Origin of the sequence: Butyrivibrio sp. MB2005, from assembly GCF_000424285.1 — a bacterium.
Classification (GTDB): domain Bacteria; phylum Bacillota; class Clostridia; order Lachnospirales; family Lachnospiraceae; genus Butyrivibrio.
The window spans coordinates 191,935-210,131 of record NZ_AUJP01000008.1; the positions used below are offsets into that span (position 1 = coordinate 191,935).

Sequence of the window (18,197 nt, forward strand, 5' to 3'; positions counted from 1 at the left end):
GATGGAGCATCCCTATATAGTGTATGCTCAGCAACCGGCTGATTTTTCAGCCGATGCTTTCGCATAAAATATAACAACAATTGTACCTTGAAAAAATCAAAATCAATTTTTGGAACAAAGAAAGCCTTAGCAGGCTATCCAGGTTCATTGATATAATCGACAGAACAATTGAGCTACGTGTTGTATCTTCACGTTTTGTCATTATCAATCCCAGTCCATGGCTGTGTTTTGATAATCCAAATTTACGCCTGACTTCTATTCTGTCTACGCTATCAATGTATTCTGTACGCTTGTCAACAACTGCATCCTTACCTGGTCTGCCTAGTGCTGGTCCAGCAAGTCTGATTCCACGTTCTTTGCAGTATGCGAGATTGATTCTGTTTCTGTATATCCTATCTGCAAGAACCCTTTCCGGATAATGACCATTTCTTTCGCGGTATCGTTCAATGGCAGGTATCAGCACTTCACTTTCGTTGTATGCCTCAAAGGATATCTTTTCGATTCTGCCAAGACCATTCTCTACGCTCAGGTCAAGCTTAGCTCCGAATTCAACAGGCGCCTTGCTCTTGCCTCTGACGATTGGCCTGATGTATGGCTGAGAAATACTGACTATCCTGTTCTCTACCGTATGGGTGCTATTGTCATGCATGTACGGCTGTTGTTCAACAAGCTTGTCCAATACCGCAAGCCGCTCCATTTGCTTTTCATCTGGACAGTAGCCATAGCTTGCGAGCCAGTCAATGTACTTTCTGTCTCGGCGGATGTACTGGAGTTGCTTTTTTATGGCTTTTCGGATCTTTTTGGCGCTCCTCTTTCTGCTCTTTGCAAGCGAAAGATAATCTTTTCTTGCATTTTCTCTGCACATCCTTGGCCTTTTGAGATTGTACACATAGCAGATGGAGCAGATGATAGCATCGAGATTCTCTCTGGCTTCATTCAGGAGATTTACATCCTGCGGGAACTCGATATTCTGTGGAGCACAGCTTGCATCTATGATCATTGTTCCGGCGTTGCTATTATCAGGCTGATCTTCGTCTGAAGATCCACTATTGTTGCCATCTGAAGGAGTGTTGCTATCGTCATGCTTATTGTTTTCAATGATCATTTCATTAATTTCTGTCAGCTTTTCTTCAGTCAGACGCTTGCGGAATTCAACAAGCAATGATGGTGCAAATGGATGTTCCATTTGGAATCCATGAAGTCCGATGAAGTACTGGTAGTACGGATTCATCTGGATCTGCTCTACGAGCTCTCTGTCAGAATAATCATATTTCTTCTGTATCAGAAGAGCTCCTAATGCCATTCGCAAAGGTTTGGCAGGCATTCCACATTCCGAAGGGAAGAGACCAGCGTATTCTTCTTCGATAGCATCCCATGGAATCATGGAGCTTTCTTTATCCATTTATTCTCAGGATCCAATTTCAGTCATAAAGGCTGATTGAAATCTTTGAGTGTTATTTGACGATTTTGATTCTTTTTATACATGGGAATCTCCGTGTGAGAAGTGCAAGGTTTTTTGATGTAAAATCTACGATTTCCTTGCATCTATTATCTCACGAATAGCCCGCAAAGTCAGTAATATCAAGGGTTATTAATTGTTGAGTACGTACTGATTAGCCTTATATTTGCCCTTTTGATGCGAATTAGGGGTGAGAGAAATATAGTTTTTTCAAATTTTTCGTTAGTGTTTATTTTTATTACTTCATTTTACTTATGGGCCAAGACCACGGGATATGCAAGATATTTTGTGCCTGGATACATACTTTTAACGATTTGTTCGTTTGTAATTGGTATTGAATTAGTTGGATATCTAAATGCTATCGGTAGAAAAAAACTCTATTTTGTGCGTGGATATTACTTGTTGGACTAATAAGTGTTAATCTTATTAAGATTCCGGTTGAAATAGCATATGACTTTAAAGGTAATGATTTTTCTTTTAGATTTGTGACAGATGATGCACTAGAGAAAAATATAAGATATGTCTTCCACGATCGGGATGAAAGTATAGATAAGGTTGACAATGGTACATTTCTTATGCTGGGTGATTTGGCGGTAAATGCCGGAATAGCTGGACTTTTTTCTCAAAATTCTAGAGTATATAGGTATTCGTATCTTGATTCTATAGAAAATGAGAATAGGTTGTTTATAGAAACGCAGATGTGGGATGAAATTGATAATAGTGAAGGGATATATTCTTTTTGCTCCTTTGAGGGATTTAGTAAAAAAATCTTTCAGACTATAATAAATTTGGATTTTATATTGATTCGATGAAGTGAATAGATTATAGCGCATTTCAAAATCAAGCCAAGACGGCGTTAATGCACCTTGTTAAGTCTGATAAGAAGAACTCACTAGTGAAGTTGCCGCTTGTTCATAGGTATAATATAAAAAATGGCGTGCATGCCAGTGGTGGAATCTATATTGGAAGATGTAGAGATTGGTATCGCGGATGTGATTTAAAAGTTGCAGTTTCCGTGAAGTATGATGGAGAAGAAAAGGAAGTTTATTCAATTCCAATTTATGAAGGAGAGTTCTTCCCGTTTGAGTTTGACATTAGTATTGATGATATGGATTATGAGAATGTAATAATATGTTGGAAATGGTATTGTGATGGAGTAGAACAGATAAACGATTCATATCCTATTTATCTGATGAACTACGAGATTAAATAATAAGGTTGGTAGAACAATATGAGCACAAAACGATACGTATATATTGATGTTTGCAAAGGGATAGGAATAATTCTTGTAATAGCAGGACACTTATTTACATATGGTGGTTTGCCTATGAAGATGATTTTTTCTTTTCATATGCCTTTTTTCTTTTTGATTAGTGGGGTGTTTGCAGATAGAAAATATTCAATTTCCAAACTGTTCAAGAGTATATTGGTGCCGTTTGTTTGCTTTTGCGCCATCGGTGGTGCGGTTTCTATGATGATTCCTGCTTGGAGAGGGGGAATAACATTAGCAGCAATAAAATCTACGATGAATTCTCTTCAGCCAGAGATTTTTCATGTTGGACAGATATGGTTTTTGATTGCTTTATTTTGGGTAAAATTGCTATACAGGTTTATTGATTATTATATTAAAGGCGATAAAAATAAATGGTTAATATGCGTTGCGATTATTGTTTTTTTTATGTATTATTTATATTCAATTTGCGCTAGCGTGATAAATGGCAGGCTGCCGTGGAAGATGGATACTGCTTTAATAGGGCTGACATTTTATGTTATTGGATGGATACTCAAGGACTATATATTAGATGATAATAATTGGGTAATAACCTTTGTTATAGGAGTTGCAATTGTCTACTATTATGCCCGCTATAGCGCTGAAGCAATAAATATTTGTAATTATTCCATGGGCAATGATATAGGTCTGTTTATAGCTGTTGCATTTTGTGGTAGTGTTGGCATCATAAGTTTATCCAAATTGTTATGTAGAATATTTAGTAAGATAGGGGTAAACCTTGAGTGGCTGCAGATACTAGGACGTAATTCTTTAGTCGCTTTTGGGATGCATTCTTTATGGCTATATTTATTTGAATTTGTATATTTGAAGATAACAAATATAAAGATAGTGCATATGGAGAATTTAAATACTAAGCAAACTATTATAGGAATTATTTTTGTTTCTTTTTTTACACTTATTACATGTGTTATTTGGGAAAAGTGCGTTAAGAATATTGGCAAAAAGAGAATTTCGGTTAGATAGGTGATGAAGTGTTATTTATTATATTTTTAATATTTTTAGTTGGAAATCTACACAATAGTGATTACATATTGGTTAGTATTAGTTTGTGCGGATTTAATGCTTGCTATACGGCATGGCTATGCAACAAAGCTTGCAACCACAACGGCGTTAAGTATCATTTTTGCAATTCAGTCGTATTATAATATTGATTATATTTCATTAAAAATGAACGATGCTATAATAGTTGGAAAGAATAGAGCGATAGTTGGTGCGCAATCGAATATGTCTGATGGAGTAGTTGTTAGTAGAGAACATGAAAGCTATTACAGACTAGTAGAAAAAGGATTGTTTATTGGAGGCATAGACAACAATACTATCATTGCAATTCCAGACAAATATGGAGCGTATTATGTTGCAGGTCATCCTCCACATGGATTTTATTTGGATTATGAAAATGGTGGATTTGCACGGAGAGATGAAGATGCAGATGATCATCTTACTGAATGGAATAATAGAATTGTATCGCTTGATAAAGTTCAAGAATATATAACGGAGGAGACATCAAAAATTATATGTATGGATTTCTACTGGATGGGTTATACACCTAAAGAGAAAATAGAGGAAAAAATATCAGTAACAAGAAGAATTCCTATAGAAGAAGATGGATTTGAAGCAATGGTGTATGTGAGTGAGTTAAGATAATGTTTATATGGTATTATATACTACGCGAATTTGTTCTATTACTAATTGTATATTTATATAGGGAGTGAAAAGAGAATTTTAATGAAAGTAAAAGTATCAGATTTTATTGCAAATTATTTGGTTGAGAAAGGAATAAGCCATAATTTCACTGTTCCGGGTGGCGGAGCAATGCATTTAAATGTTTCTTTCGGACATCAGGAGGGACTTACTAACATATTTGTACAACATGAGCAGGCAGCAGCTATATCTGCTGAGGCATATTATAGAATTAACAACAGACTGCCGATAGTCTGCTGCACAACAGGCCCCGGTGGTACTAACACCCTTACAGGAGTTCTTGGAGCATGGCTTGATAGTATTCCGATGCTTGTGATTTCCGGTCAGGTGAAATATCAGACTACTGTTAGAAGTACCGGTGAAAATATGAGAATTCTTGGGGATCAGGAATTTGATATAGTTAAAGTCGTTGCCCCTATGACCAAATATGCCGAGATGATTACAAGACCGGAGATGGTGAAATATCATCTTGATAAGGCTATGTATTTAGCAGAACACGGAAGACCGGGACCTGTGTGGCTTGATATTCCGCAGGATGTACAGTCTGCCATGATAGAGGAAGACAGGTTTGTTGAGTTTAATGAGAGCGAGATGGCAAACACCATACCGCATGAGATTTCAGACGTTACTATTAAATTCATTATAGATAAGATTAAGGAATCTAAGCGCCCTGTAATATATACAGGCCCGGAACTTAGAACAGCCGGGGCTTATGAATTATTTAGAAAAGTAATAGAAAAGCTAAACGTACCGGTTGTCACTTGCTTTGATGGAATAGATGTTCTTGAAGAGGATCATCCGCTTTATGTTGGTAGAGCCGGCGATGTTGGTAACAGGTATGGTAACTGGGCAGTTCAGAATAGTGACTTTGTGCTTACAATAGGAAGCCGATTGGGTATGCGTCAGGTTGGCTTTACACCGGAGTCTTGGGCAAGAGAGGCATATGTTGTCATGGTTCACCCGGATCCCTTAGAGGTTACTAAATTCAGAGTTCATGTGGAGCTTCCTGTAAGAAGTGATCCTAAAGTATTCCTGGAGAGGCTGGATGAGACATTAACACAGCCCCTTGAACGTAAGGAAGACTGGTTTGATATATGCAAGAACTGGAAGGACAAGTATCCTGTAGTAGACAAGAAGAGGCATTATGCTGACGGGGATTTTGCCAATGCATATTGCTTTATGAATGAATTATGGCCTCTTGTTCCGGAGAATACTATAATTGCTTCCGCAAATGGTAGTGCATGTGTTGTTGGTGCAAATGCCTTTCTTATAAAGAGTGGACAGAGATTTTTGATCAATAGTGGATGCGCTAGTATGGGATATGATCTTCCTGCAGCAATTGGTGCATGTTTTGCAGGAGAGAAAAGGCCCACTATCTGTCTTTCGGGAGATGGCAGTATTCAGATGAATTTGCAGGAACTCCAGACAGTTGTTTTCCATAAATTGCCGATTAAGATATTTATCATAAATAATGGCGGATACCACTCAATGCGCCAGACTCAGAAGAATCTCTTTCCGGAGTTTTCTAAAGTAGGTGTTGGTCCTGAATCAGGGGATCTGAGCTTCCCTAACATGCACAAGATTGCTGATGCATATGGTTTGCCATATATGCAGATTCATAGCAATGGAGAAATGGGTGAGAAGCTGTCTGAATTCATGAAGCTTGAAGGTTATGGATTATGCGAAGTATTTGTGGACGTGGACCAGGCATTCGAGCCTAAGCCATCTGCAATGAGGAAGCCTGATGGAACTTTGGTATCACCGCCAATGGAAGATATGGCTCCATTTCTTCCCAGAGAGGAACTGAAAGACTTGATGATTATTCCGTTGCTGGATGAGTGAGGTTACTGCGGATGAATGACTTTAATGGTAGAAAGGTATTTCTTACTGGGGCAAGCAGAGGAATTGGAAAATCTATAAAGGACACTTTTGAAGAGCTTGGAGCTACAGTTATAGCACCGACTCATGCAGAAATGGATCTTACGAATAATGGTTCTATTGATGCATATTTTAATGACAATGCAGAGGTACTTAAGAATATCGATACCTATGTTCACTGTGCAGGAAGAAATATACTTTCGGGAATTGACGAGATAACAGAGGATGTCTTTGAAGAGGTATTTCAGGTTAATTTTTTTTCTGCAGCCAGGATTTCTCAAAAGCTTGTAACAGGGATGAAGGATAAACAATTTGGAAGAATAGTGTTTATATCATCTTTATACGGAGCAGTTTCACGAGAACGAAGGATAGCGTATTCTTCTTCAAAACATGCATTAAGCGGGCTTATGAAGACCATGACACTTGAGCTTGCGCCTTTTGGAATTATGGTTAATTCTGTTGCCCCCGGATATGTAATGACAGAGATGACTAAGAAAAATCTATCAGATGATGAGATAGAGAGTATTAAACAGAACATCCCGACAGGGAGATTTCAGGATACGAAAGAGATAGCAGATGCGGTTGCATTCCTGTGCTCTGAGAATAATAAGAGTATAACAGGGCAGTTTTTGGCTGTTGATGGCGGATTTTTGTGTAGATAAGAAGGAGACTATGATAATGGACATTATTGATATCAAATCTAAATTGTATGATTATTCAGTGGAGTTTACGGATGACTTTTCAAAAAATCTTGAAAAGTTTGAAGATACTACTGCTTACGTTATAGATAAGAACGTATATGAATTATATAAGGACAAGTTTTCCGGAGTGGCAGAAGATCATATTTTCCTCATGGACGCAGTTGAGGATAAGAAGAATATGGATACCTGCATGCAAATCATGGAGTTTTGGCAAAAGCTCGGCGTTAGAAAAAACTGGAAGGTTGTTTGTTTTGGCGGCGGAATAACTCAGGATGTTACTACAATTGCAGCTGATCTGTTCCTTCGTAATATTGAATGGTATTTCTTCCCGACAACTCTTTTGTCTATGAGTGATTCTTGCATTGGGGGTAAGTGCGGAATCAATTTTGGAGAATATAAGAATCAGATAGGCGTTTTCTATCCGCCTAAGAGAATTATTATTGATACAAGGTTTATCAGTACTTTATCTGAAGGTGATTATCTGAATGGTTGGGGAGAGATCCTTAAGTTTTCACTGACCAGTGATGAGAAATTCTATGACGAGCTTAAAGCAGAGAAAGAGTATATTCCTTGTGCTAAGATAGGCGAGTATATTCATAAAGGATTATTTGTTAAGAAACTTATCATTGAAGAAGATGAGTTTGAAGCAGATTTAAGACGTGTGCTCAATTATGGTCATACATTTGGACATGCATTGGAGGCATATACACATCATGCAATTCCGCATGGTAAAGGTGTTATCTGGGGAATTGATGTTGTGAATTATATTGCATGGAAAGAGGGACTGATTTCTGAGGATTATTATCTGGATATTAAGAAATTAATTAAGGACTCGTTCCTTAAAGAGGAAATTGTAATCGATAAGCCCCACGATTTATTTGAGATTATCAAGACTGATAAGAAAGTTAAGGGAAATGTGATCAATCTGGCTGTTTTGGATGGCCCCAGTCACTTGATTGTTTATCCAATGAACATAGATGAAAAGTTGGAGAAGCTGTTTGCTGATTATCTGAAGGAGACTCATGAATATTATTGTAATTGATTGCGGAGCTAGTTTCCTTAAGGGGGCTAAGCTTGATGGAACAACCGGAGAGATAATAAAACAGGTTCAAAAGAGTTCTCCTACTGTTCATAGGGATGAGCCCATTACCGATACAGTGCAGATAGATGCGCTGTCTTCTGCAATTATTGATATGATCAGCGAGCTAAGAGGCGAAGACAAAGAGGTTGCATTTGGCTTATCGACAGAGATGCATGGTTTTCTTCTGGCTTTCGAGGATGGCAGGGCTTATACGGATTATATTTCATGGCAGAAGGAATATGGGAAACTCAAAATAGGTGAGAAATCTGCATTTGAGCAGTTATCTGTTCCTGAATATGCTGATGATATAAAAAAGAGTGGAATGCCTTTGAGAGCCGGGCTGCCTAGCTGCAATATGCTCTATTTAAAGGATACAGGATTGTTAAGTATAGAAGATAATCTTGTTTTTTATACTCTTGGCGATTATCTTGTTAAACGGGTATTTGGAGTTGAGATTTGTATACATCCTACTAATGCGGCTGCTTCAGGCTTGATGGATATCACATCAGGAAAATGGAATCACAGATTATTCCAAAAGGTTGCAACGGATAAGATAAGGCTGCCGGAGATAGGAGAGACAAGTACAATATGTGAGTATCAGGGATGCCTTTTTCATCTATTTCCTGCATTGGGAGATCAGCAGGCGGCTTTATACGGTGCCGGTATTCGGGAAAAGGATTCGCTATCATTTAATCTTGGAACAGGTGCGCAGACTAGCGTTATCGTGGACGGTGCTGAGTTATCTGAGGGAATGCAGACAAGACCTTATATTGATGGGAAATATTTAAGGACAATACCTCATTTGCCTTCCGGCAGAGCGTTAAATGTGTACGTGAGGTTTTTGGAGGACGTTTTAGACAGATTTGGATTGAATCCTGATAGTAACGATATATGGGATGTTATGTTAAAGGCAGCTTCGGAGGATAGTGAACATTCTTTGGAATGTGATATGAGTTTTTTCGAGAATCCTATTACAGACCATACATGTGGTAAGATATCAGAGATTGGCGAATATGGATTGACATTGAATAATTTAATGGGATCCATTTTTGATCAGATGATTGCTAATTTTCTCTGGGCGGCTGAGAGAGTACAGCCTGATAAAACGAAAGTGACTAAGTTGATTTTTTCAGGTGGAATAGCAAGAAGAATTAAGCCTATAAGAGATGGTATAATTAAAGCCTATGACGGAATAGATGTCGAGATTGCAGAAAACGAGACACAAAGCGGAGTATATGCATATATAAAGAAGGAGTTAAAGTAATATATGGAAAAACGTATAGAATTATTAGATTGTACACTGCGTGATGGAGCATATATTGTTGATGCCAAATTTGGAACGCCCGCAATTAAAGGTATCATTAGTAAAATGCAGGAAGCGAATGTAGAGATTATCGAATGCGGCTGGTTAAAGAACACGCCTCATGTTGAAGGTACGTCTTTTTTTCATGTGCCGGATGATGTTATTCAATACATTACTAAGCGTGATGAAAGAGTAACTTATGTTACAATGATTGACTGGGATAGATATGATTTGTCGTATCTGCCGGAGTGTGACCACAAATCTATTGATGCTATACGTGTTGTATTCCCTCATGGTAAGCACAGAGAGGGCATTGAGGTTGCAAAGCAGATAAGAGATAAGGGTTATCAGATTTACCTTCAGGCTGCCAATACGCTGGCATATTCCAATGATGATCTTAAAGATCTTGCAAGCGCCATAAATGAATTAAATCCGGTGGCTATTTCTGTTGTTGATACTTTTGGTGCAATGTATGAGGATGATCTGGATAGAATCATAGAGGTTTTGGATGGTTGTCTGGACAGACATATTAAGCTTGGGTTCCACTCTCATAATAATCAGCAGTTGTCATTTGCTCTTACGATGCATTTCGTGGAGAGGCTTCTTAAGATGGATAGACAGTGCATTGTTGATGCCAGTCTATGCGGAATGGGAAGAGGCGCCGGAAATGCAACAACTGAGCTTGTGACCAGCTATTTAAACAAGAAGCATTCCGGAAATTACGATATGAATGCGGTCATGGATGCAATTGATATGTATATGGAAGGATTTAAAGAGAAATTCTCTTGGGGATACTCTACTCCATATTTTATTGCAGGCTTATATTGCTGTCATGTTAATAACATTGCATATCTGCTTAAGAATCACAGAACAAATGCAAGAGATATGAGAAATATCATTGAATCTTTGTCCGAAGATGACCGTAAGAAATATGATTATGATCTCCTGGAGGAGAAGTATTTAGAAAATCAGAATAGAATTGTTGATGACGAAGAAACGATAAATGCTCTTAGAGATAAGTTCAAAGGAAAAGAGATACTTTTCATTGCTCCCGGTAAGTCAGTTACTGAGCAGGAAGAGAAGATTAAAAAGTATATTGAAGAGAAGAAGCCTGTAGTAATTGGTATTAATGCTATTCATCCTGATTATGACTTTGATTATCTTTTCCTTATTGGAGCTGTTAGATATGAATATGCAAAATCTGTGTATCCGGAGAAGTTTAATGCGGTAAAGAGGATTCTCCTTTCAAGCATAAAGACAGTTCCTGGAAGCAACGAGATGGTTATCAATTTTAACCGTGTCATCAAAAGAGGATGGGAGCATTTTGACAATGCTGTAATCTGCGGCCTTAGATTTATGGATCAGCTTAATGTTACTGATATTACTCTTGCCGGATTTGATGGATTTAAGAATAAGTATAATGAGAGTTATGCTGATGCATCCTTACCGACGCTTAATCCTGATAATAAGTGGGATGAGCTTAATGAAGAAATAACAGATATGTTCCTGGATTTTAAGAAGACAACAGAGACTACTATGAGTATTAAATTCCTTACAGAGAGCATTTTTAATAAATAATTAAAGATTTACGAGATAGAGAGATGGTACATAATAAGAAAAAGAAGTTAAGTATAATGATTCCTTGCTACAATGAGGAAGATAATATTCCTGCAATAGGAAATGCGATAGCGGAGGAAATAGAAAAGTCTCTTCCTGAGTATGATTACGAGATATGCTATGTTGATAATGCTTCAACCGATAATACGAGAGAGCATATAGAAAAACAGTGCGCAGAGAATAAGAAATTCAAGGCTATTTATAATGTAACGAATTTTGGTCAGTTTAATTCTCCCTTTCATGGGATTTGTTCTCTTGATGGGGACTGTGTAATCCCGATTTGTGCGGATTTCCAGGATCCTGTAGAGATGATCCCGATATTCGTACATGAGTGGGAGAAGGGACATAAGATTGTAAGTGGTGTTAAGTCATCCAGCAAAGAGAATGGATTTGTATATTTCCTTAGATCCATTTATTACAAGATGATAAAGGAAATGTCATCTGTCAGGATGATTGAGCATTTTACAGGATTTGGTTTATATGACAAGTCATTTGTTAAGCTCCTTAGACAGCTTAATGATCCACTTCCGTTTATTAGAGGAATCGTTGCAGAGTATGGAGAAGGCTTTAATCTCAAGACTATTGAGTACGAGCAGCCACAGAGAAGGGCGGGCAAAACTCACAATAATTTCTTTACTTTATACGATGCTGCAATGCTTAGCTTTACTTCATATACCAAGGTTGGTCTTAGACTTATGACCTGGCTTGGATTTTTAGTTGGAATTATAGATGTAATTGTAGCTATTGTATATCTTGTTCTTAAACTGACGCACTGGAATGAGTTCCATGCAGGTTATGCGCCTATGATAATCGGTATGTTTTTGATAGGCGCTGTTCAGCTGGCATTTATGGGATTTATGGGAGAATATATCCTTAATATCAATTCCAGAACGATTAACAGACCGGTTGTTGTTGAGGAGAAAAGGATTAATTTCGAATCTGAAGAATAAAATAATTAAGGGCTGGTATGCATGAATATCAGCTCTTTGTTGCGTTAAGGAGCATGGCTTAATGAACAATGATAAAAGCGTAATAGTAACAGGAGCCGCAGGTTTTGCAGGATATAGTCTTACGATGCATCTGCTTATGCATAGTTATAAGGTGATTGCGGTTGTTCGTCCGGGTTCTAGGCATAATAACAGGCTTGAACCGGGAAATTTGATGAATACTATTGAGATTGATTCTGACAAATGCGGATTGAGGCCGGAAATAGATGAGGCTATAATTAAGCAAAGGCTTAAGGTAGTTGAACTGGATAGTTCGGAATATTCGAAGTTACCGGAGTTTATTGACTGCGAATGCGAAGCTTTTTATCACCTCACGTGGGCCGGCGGAAGAGATGACTTTCAGGAGCAGATGGTGAATATTGATCAATCTGTTGCCGCGATAGAGGCTGCCGCAAAGATAGGTTGTAAAAGGTTCATTTGTACCGGATCACAGGCAGAGTATGGCGTGTGTAATGATGTTATTACAGAGGAGCTTTGTCCTAAGCCTGTAAATGCCTATGGAGCTGCTAAGGTTGCAGCCATGTATCTGACAAAGAGACGGGCTGAGCAGATTGGTATTGAATGGATATGGGGACGTATTTTCAGTCTGTATGGATTGTATGAACAAGCAGGACGTATGTTGCCGGATTTAATTCGAAAGCTAAGCGATGGCGAGACTGTTTCCTTAAGTGATTGTTCTCAGAATTGGGATTATTTAGATGCCTGCGATGCAGCAGAGGCCATTATAGCGCTTGGAGAACGTGGTAGAAGCGGAGAGATTTACAATATCGCAAGAGGTGATTATAAGCCTCTGAAATCTTTTGTTAAGGAAATGGAAGAGAAGTATAGTAATGGTGGAACAGTTATCTTTGGAGAGAGGGCGAAACCTTATGTTTCTCTTAGCCCCAGTGTGGAGAAGATAAAGAATGATACCGGATGGGAACCGAAGGTTGCGTTTTTGCAGGATTATTCACGTATAATGGATAGAGAATAAAATTATAGAAATATAATGTTGGTATATAAAGGAGATTTGGATCAGAATGAAAGTTGCAATTTTAGCAGGTGGTTTTGGTACTAGAATATCAGAGGAGTCACAGTATAAGCCCAAGCCCATGATTGAGCTTGGCGAACAGCCTATCCTCTGGCATATTATGAAATATTACTCATCCTATGGTTATGATGAGTTCATTATTCTTGCCGGATATAAGCAGTATGTGATCAAGGAGTATTTTGCGGATTATTTCCTTCACAATTCTGATATTACTTTTGACCTTTCTACTAACAATATGACTGTTCACAATAATAATTCTGAGAAGTGGAAGGTTACTGTCGTAGATACCGGACTAAATACCATGACAGGTGGTCGTGTAAAGAGAGTTCAGGACTATATTGGAAATGAGCCTTTCATGCTTACTTATGGTGATGGTGTATGTGACGTAGATCTTGATGCGCTTAGAAAGTACCATGAAGAGCATGGTAAGATTGCTACTATAACAATGGCAAGTATCGCTCAGCAGAAAGGTGTACTGGATGTTAGTAATGGAGTAATCAAATCATTCAGAGAGAAGGATGATTCAGACGGTGCGCTCATTAATGGCGGCTTTATGATTCTTAATCCGGAGATATTTGATTATCTTGAGGGTGATAAAACTATCCTTGAACAGGAGCCTATGAAGAAGCTTGCATCAGAAGGTCAGCTCATGGGATTTAAACACGATGGTTTCTGGCAGTGCATGGATACCCAGCGTGAGAAGCAGAAGCTTGAAGCATTGTGGGAAAGTGGCAAGGCACCTTGGAAGAGGTGGTAAAGATATAATATTTTAAATGGTACTATGATAATAATTGAATGCTTTGTCATGGTGCCATTTTTACTATATAGGCGAAAAGGAATAATATGGCAAAGAATTATTCAGTTTTATTATTTGATTTGGATGGGACACTTACGGATTCCGGTCCCGGTATTATAAATTCATTTGAATATGCTATTAGGAAGATGGGCAATGACGTACCAGATAAAAGTCAGCTGCGAAGATTTGTTGGACCGCCGCTTGAGGAATCTTTTGGTAAGATTCTTGGGTATTCACCGGAGGATACTCAGAAAGCGATAGTATATTACAGAGAGGCCTATTTTGAACAAGGTGGTGTTCTCGAGAACGAGGTTTATCCAGGTATTATAGAACTGCTCGATGCTTTGAAAGACCATGGAAAGAGGCTGGTAATAGCTACATCAAAGAGTGTAAAAGGAACGGACATTGTTCTTGATCATTTTGACCTTCGCAAATATTTTGAATTTGTTGCAAGGCCAAATGGAGAGGATGTTATAACTAAGACTGATGTAATTGATCACGCTCTTGAACAATGTGGCGTAACGGACAAAGCAAATGCCCTCATGATAGGCGACAGACATTATGACATTTCTGCTGCTAAGACTGTAGGAATAGATTCTGTTGGTGTTCTCTGGGGATACGGAAGCAGAGAGGAGCTGGAGACAGCCGGCGCTACATATATTGTGGAGAAGGCGGAAGAAGTGCTAAGCATAGTAGAATTGTGACTGCCCACTTGATAGCAAGATTCTGAAAAGCTGGGGTTTCAAGCTGCGTGGACGAAGTTGAAAGAGCCGAAAGAATACATGGAAATACAAGAAGCTATCGATACACTAGGTTATAAATGTAGATTACAATATGATCTGGAGTATTGGGAGTGACAGTAGAGGAGCGTGACACACACTAATGAGCTCCATATAAAACTTTGTTATTATGAGTGTCATATATTATACCTTGCAATAGAATAATATATGTACAATTGAGATTATGCTTTTAAAAGTTGATACATAAATAAGGAATAATGATGTTAGACGAAGAAAAAAGGATTGACTTAACAAATCATATAGAGATAATAGATTCTTATCTTGACTTTCGTAGCTTTTCTGGGAAAACTCTATTAGACTGGCTAAGGCCATTTATGAACTGTATAGATACTAATGGTGGAATTCCGTATTTAATCAATGGAAAGGATAGATTTAGAGCATCTCCGTTAGCAAGTGCAATAGAAGCATTAAATGCGGTAAAAGTATTCCCTGGCGATGTTATGAGAATACTGTTAGATAGGCTAGTATTCTATAAAAATAATGCAGAAGAGATAGATACTCATAAAGGGCAGGATGTAAAAATAGATGAAGATGAAGAAGGATGGTCTTTGTCAGAAGGGGTATCTGTTTGGTCTACTTCAAAGGCAATAATAGCTATTGCAGGAAGTGATTATTATGATTCGTCTTACAATGATTCTGTTATTGCATCAATGAAATGGCTTGTAAATCAACAGGATATTGAGTCTGGAGGATGGGCATATCAGAATACAAATAATTGTAGTGTTAATATACCTATGACAGCTTTATCAATAACCGCATTACTTAAGTGTTATAGTAACAAAGCGCTGCAATTGGACAATGATAGTGTGGATTTAATTAAGAAGTCTATATCAGATGGTTTGAGATACTTAAATGAAAATAAAAAGACTGGCTTTGGACAAGCGATTTACTGGGAGTTTCAAGAACAAATCTCTTATTTCGCAACGATAAAGAGCTTGCAAGCAATTAATTTGGCGCATGAAGCCAAGATATTGAAACATGAGATTTTTAGTGAAGATGATATACTTAAAAGTCTGAATTATGTGATGAACCGACTGCAGGATTCTGATTGCTTGTGGGAAAATGAGTTGATTGTCAGAGAAGCTGGTGCTAAATATAGCAAACAAAAAAATTATTATTCGTTCACACCGGCATTACTAATCGATTTGTTTGATTTAGGGATTTCACCATATCATCCAAAAGTGATTAATCAGATAAAATTGTTAATAAATGATAGTGAAGATTGGAAAATCGGTGACTATGATAAAAGCTCTGTATGTTCGTTCACATATATAACGGTAATGGTCATATTGATTAAGTGGAGTATTCTTGTTGGTAAAACAAACGCCATAAAATTGTTAACGGATGATAAGAGTGACAAAATCTGGAAATGGCTAGTTGGGTATAAAAGATTTTCATGTACGGCATTTCAGATGGTGAACATATACAAGATATACTTAGGATATTTAGTGATAATCGCTTTTATATTGGCAATAAAAATAGTTCCGATAATAAGCTCGTTATTGATCGGTTTAATAAATTATATCAATATGCGATTGTCGGACATAATGGTTAACGTTATTAGTAGCTTTATTTATCTTGCGATAATAACTGTAATAATGTCTTTGTATAAAAAAACTGTAAGAAGATTCACAAAGCATATTTAGGGGTATTTACAATATGGTTAATATGGATTCATTAAAACAATTGTTGGAAATACTGCGTACAGAAAAGGTTAGATGTGGTATAGGCGGATCATATTTGCTGCAAATGTACGAACTTTGCGATAATCCTCAAGATGTCGATTTTTGGGTGGAGCCTTCTGACATTGAAAAAGTCAGAGAGATTTTTAAAGAGTGTAAAGAAATAAAAGAGAAATTGCAATTACCAGAGCAATATCATTTTAAATTTGAATTTAAGGACATAGTTGCGGATTTTGTGAGTTGCTTTATTACTAAACCAAATCAATATTCTTTCGAATATAATATAAAGCCTGATAGCATAGAATATATGCCGACTGAAAAAGGGTATGAGATTCCATGTACTGCGTTGGAAGATTGGTATATAGTTTATTCTTTGCTGGGGAGAAAGAAGAAAGCAGATATTATAAAGAAATACATAAAGAGCTTACCAAATTCCAGGAGTACATCAGCAATTAAGATAAAAGAAGCTATAGAAGATAGTAACAATACATTGTCAGCAAAAATGAAAAAGGAACTAGATGATTTTGCTATGGATTGTTTACAAGTATCTCTTTTTGATTTTGATTTCTTTGATTTGAAGCCTAAAGATTGAGATTTGGGGGATAAACAAGTGCTACCGATGAGACTGGTAATAACGACAAAATGTAATGGTAGATGTACTTTCTGTCATTCTGAAGGGTATAAGGGCACTATTTCTGAAATGAATAAGAACGTCATTATTGAAAGCTTTAGATTTGCGGCAGAAAAAGATATTAGGCATGTAACATTCACTGGAGGAGAGCCGACTCTGTACGAAGATATTGGAATTATTATTTCCGAAATGCGAGATAAATATCCTTTATTAGATATATCTATTACATCAAATGGTTATGGGCTAGAATTAATAGAAGAATGTGATTTATTTATGATAAATCTTTCTATTTTTTCATTAAAAAAAGAATTAAATGAAACGTATCAGAACGTTGACCCCCATATGGCGTTACATAGGCTAGATAGATGCAACGCAAAGAAAAAAGTAATAAATATATATATTAGTGAGCTAAACATAAATGAGCTAGATGATTTTATTCATGTCGCTGATAAATTTGGTTTTGGTGTAGATTTTCTTATCGATCGAAATAGTAGTTTGCTAGATGTAGTAAAACATAAATTAGGGCAATATGGAGAAATGGAAATACATGGAGATTATACCCCTAAGCTTTGTCTCAATCGCAAAGGAATAAGAATTCGAATAAAGCATCCAGAATATAGTGCAAGAAAGCTACCTCATATTTGTGAAACATGTGATGAATCAGCCATGTGTTTTGAGTACGTATGCGCTGTTAGAGTATACCCAGATAGTAGTACAAGTTTATGTTTATCAAATAAGTATATGTATTCGGATACTGATGTATATAAAAACCTTCAAACGGCTTATTCGCAGATTGAAGATGACTATATTTGAATATGAAAAAAGGATTGCAGTTCTGCGTAGAATATCTGTAAGGACACAGTATAAGGCTATGCCGAATATTGTGATATATTATTAGTTCATAATTGGAGAAGAAAAGTAATATACTAGTTTTGAGCAGATTTGTTTGGTGTGAAGATACTGGTTCAGGATTTGATTTTTGGAAGTATCTTTTTGGAGCTATTCATAGTGATATACAAGTAGAGTCAAAGGGGAATAATTCTGAGCTTAGAAAAGCAGTGGGCAAAATTGAGAATGTAGATAACACATATTACATTTTGATAGACAATGCTGTAGATAATCAGGAAGAGGGGCTCTAAATGATTACCGTGTACAGAATTGGTTCAATTCCAAAGGAAAACTGTTTTTTATAGACAATGCAGATATTCTGCTTGATGACG

General features: G+C 37.2%; 16 protein-coding genes and 1 pseudogene. 16 read left to right on the forward strand and 1 reads right to left on the reverse strand.

Annotated features, from left to right (window positions below; all coding sequences use genetic code 11):
- Positions 1 to 46: 46 nt before the first annotated feature.
- Positions 47 to 1,425: pseudogene (locus tag G610_RS19675) on the reverse strand (IS5 family transposase).
- A gap of 893 nt (positions 1,426 to 2,318) precedes the next feature.
- Between G610_RS19675 and G610_RS0104395 the strand changes: the two are divergent.
- From G610_RS0104395 to G610_RS0104470, 16 genes are all read left to right on the forward strand, one after another.
- Positions 2,319 to 2,672 (forward strand): hypothetical protein, encoded by a 354-nt coding sequence (locus G610_RS0104395; RefSeq protein WP_026523814.1) that lies wholly within the window; start codon positions 2,319 to 2,321, stop codon positions 2,670 to 2,672.
- Between the two features lie 18 nt (positions 2,673 to 2,690).
- Positions 2,691 to 3,713 carry an acyltransferase family protein gene (locus G610_RS0104400; RefSeq protein WP_026523815.1) on the forward strand — a complete coding sequence of 341 codons (1,023 nt, stop codon included), beginning with the start codon at positions 2,691 to 2,693 and terminating at the stop codon, positions 3,711 to 3,713.
- A 96-nt stretch (positions 3,714 to 3,809) separates the two neighbouring features.
- The gene (locus G610_RS0104405; protein ID WP_026523816.1) at positions 3,810 to 4,394 is read left to right on the forward strand and encodes a hypothetical protein; all 585 of its coding nucleotides are present in this window, start codon (positions 3,810 to 3,812) and stop codon (positions 4,392 to 4,394) included.
- Between the two features lie 81 nt (positions 4,395 to 4,475).
- On the forward strand, positions 4,476 to 6,293 hold the full coding sequence (locus tag G610_RS0104410) for a thiamine pyrophosphate-binding protein (protein ID WP_026523817.1): 1,818 nt from the start codon (positions 4,476 to 4,478) through the stop codon (positions 6,291 to 6,293).
- Between the two features lie 11 nt (positions 6,294 to 6,304).
- Entirely contained in the window at positions 6,305 to 6,991 is a 687-nt protein-coding gene (locus tag G610_RS0104415; protein ID WP_026523818.1) for an SDR family NAD(P)-dependent oxidoreductase, read from the forward strand.
- 16 nt (positions 6,992 to 7,007) lie between these two features.
- Positions 7,008 to 8,072 carry a 3-dehydroquinate synthase family protein gene (locus G610_RS19680; RefSeq protein ID WP_051197619.1) on the forward strand — a complete coding sequence of 355 codons (1,065 nt, stop codon included), beginning with the start codon at positions 7,008 to 7,010 and terminating at the stop codon, positions 8,070 to 8,072.
- Positions 8,053 to 9,375 carry a sedoheptulokinase gene (locus tag G610_RS0104425; protein WP_026523819.1) on the forward strand — a complete coding sequence of 441 codons (1,323 nt, stop codon included), beginning with the start codon at positions 8,053 to 8,055 and terminating at the stop codon, positions 9,373 to 9,375. Before G610_RS19680 ends, G610_RS0104425 begins: the two co-directional genes overlap by 20 nt.
- Positions 9,376 to 9,378: 3 nt before the next feature.
- Complete coding sequence (locus tag G610_RS0104430; RefSeq protein ID WP_026523820.1) at positions 9,379 to 10,992, forward strand: hypothetical protein; 1,614 nt, start codon at positions 9,379 to 9,381, stop codon at positions 10,990 to 10,992.
- 23 nt (positions 10,993 to 11,015) lie between these two features.
- Positions 11,016 to 11,981, forward strand: a complete 966-nt coding sequence (locus tag G610_RS0104435) for a glycosyltransferase family 2 protein (RefSeq protein ID WP_026523821.1) — start codon at positions 11,016 to 11,018, stop codon at positions 11,979 to 11,981.
- Positions 11,982 to 12,042: 61 nt separating this feature from the next.
- Positions 12,043 to 13,011, forward strand: a complete 969-nt coding sequence (locus G610_RS0104440) for an NAD-dependent epimerase/dehydratase family protein (protein WP_026523822.1) — start codon at positions 12,043 to 12,045, stop codon at positions 13,009 to 13,011.
- A gap of 46 nt (positions 13,012 to 13,057) precedes the next feature.
- On the forward strand, positions 13,058 to 13,825 hold the full coding sequence (rfbF, locus tag G610_RS0104445; RefSeq protein WP_026523823.1) for a glucose-1-phosphate cytidylyltransferase: 768 nt from the start codon (positions 13,058 to 13,060) through the stop codon (positions 13,823 to 13,825).
- An 86-nt stretch (positions 13,826 to 13,911) separates the two neighbouring features.
- Positions 13,912 to 14,568 (forward strand): HAD-IA family hydrolase, encoded by a 657-nt coding sequence (locus G610_RS0104450; protein WP_026523824.1) that lies wholly within the window; start codon positions 13,912 to 13,914, stop codon positions 14,566 to 14,568.
- Between the two features lie 296 nt (positions 14,569 to 14,864).
- Positions 14,865 to 16,310 (forward strand): hypothetical protein, encoded by a 1,446-nt coding sequence (locus tag G610_RS0104455; protein ID WP_026523825.1) that lies wholly within the window; start codon positions 14,865 to 14,867, stop codon positions 16,308 to 16,310.
- Between the two features lie 13 nt (positions 16,311 to 16,323).
- A complete protein-coding gene (locus G610_RS0104460) occupies positions 16,324 to 16,938 on the forward strand; it encodes a hypothetical protein (protein ID WP_026523826.1) in 615 nt (204 codons plus the stop codon).
- A 27-nt stretch (positions 16,939 to 16,965) separates the two neighbouring features.
- Positions 16,966 to 17,790: a radical SAM protein gene (locus G610_RS0104465; RefSeq protein WP_242829614.1), complete on the forward strand. Its 825-nt coding sequence runs from the start codon at positions 16,966 to 16,968 to the stop codon at positions 17,788 to 17,790.
- Between the two features lie 119 nt (positions 17,791 to 17,909).
- The gene (locus G610_RS0104470; protein ID WP_026523828.1) at positions 17,910 to 18,116 is read left to right on the forward strand and encodes a hypothetical protein; all 207 of its coding nucleotides are present in this window, start codon (positions 17,910 to 17,912) and stop codon (positions 18,114 to 18,116) included.
- Positions 18,117 to 18,197: the final 81 nt, after the last annotated feature.